We start from the raw sequence: 1,070 nt of genomic DNA on the forward strand, positions 1-1,070 counted from the left end.
TTCTTCGCGGAGTCTGGGGGAAGAGCGAGTTGACAGTCAGGGAAGTGGGTAAATTGGCAGTCGCCAAACGAACCAACCCCCACTCCCTGCTGCCGCCGTGCATCCTATTGATCTTGCTCAATTCTGGCCAGGCTACGAAGTCGTCGCCTGTCGCCCATCTGCTGACAACACCCTGCTAATCGAACTTGAGCCTCAAGCCGGTGGTGTCCCCAATTGCGGTCGCTGTGGCCAAGCCTGCCCGCTGATCCATGAGCGCCGACTGCGCCGGGTACGCGATCGGGATTTGCTGGATCAGCGCGTGCTGCTCCAGATGCCGGTGCGCCGTGTCGATTGCCTGCGCTGCGGGCGGGTGACCGAGCGGATCGACTGGTTGGAGCCAGCCTCCCGCCTGACTCAGCGCTTGCGCGTCTGGCTCGAGGGCTTGCTGCAACTGCTGCCCATCAGCCATGTCAGCCGCCTCACCGGTCTGCATTGGCATACGCTCAAACAGCTCGACAAACGTCGACTGGAAGCCGCCGTCGGGGCCTTCGAGCCGGGTGATGTTCGCCGCCTGGTGATGGACGAGTTCGCCCTGCACAAAGGCCATCGCTACGCCACGGTGATCATGGATGCCGAGCGCACGCGGGTGCTGTGGGTCGGGCATGGCAATAGCCGCGAGGCGATCCGTCCGTTCTTCGAGCTGCTCGGCGAGCACTGCCAACGGATCGAGGCGGTGGCGATGGACATGAACACCGCCTTCGATCTGGAAGTGCAGCGGCATTGCCCGCAGGCCGAGGTGGTGTACGACCTGTTCCATGTGGTGGCGCGCTACGGCCGCGAGGTGATCGACCGGATCCGCGTCGACCAGGCCAACCACCTGCGCGACGACAAACCGGCGCGCAAGGTGGTCAAGCAGAGCCGCTGGTTGTTGCTGCGCAATCGCGAAAACCTCAAGGACGGGCAGGTCGTGCAGTTACAGGAACTCCTCGACGCCAACCAGCCACTGGCCACGGTCTATGTGCTCAAGGATGCCCTGAAGGAAATCTGGTATGCCCCCAGCGTGCGGGAGGGCTGGCGGCGCTGGCGAACCT

1 protein-coding gene is annotated in these 1,070 nt (G+C 63.7%); it reads left to right on the top strand.

The window, feature by feature from the left end; translation table 11 throughout:
* Nucleotides 1–97 precede the first annotated feature (97 nt).
* Nucleotides 98–1,070 (top strand): ISL3 family transposase (locus ACFW0B_RS25835; protein ID WP_449151802.1); only part of this gene is annotated, 973 nt, incomplete at its 3' end.

The organism is Metapseudomonas phytobenefica (assembly GCF_043392685.1).
Taxonomy (GTDB): Bacteria; Pseudomonadota; Gammaproteobacteria; order Pseudomonadales; family Pseudomonadaceae; genus Metapseudomonas.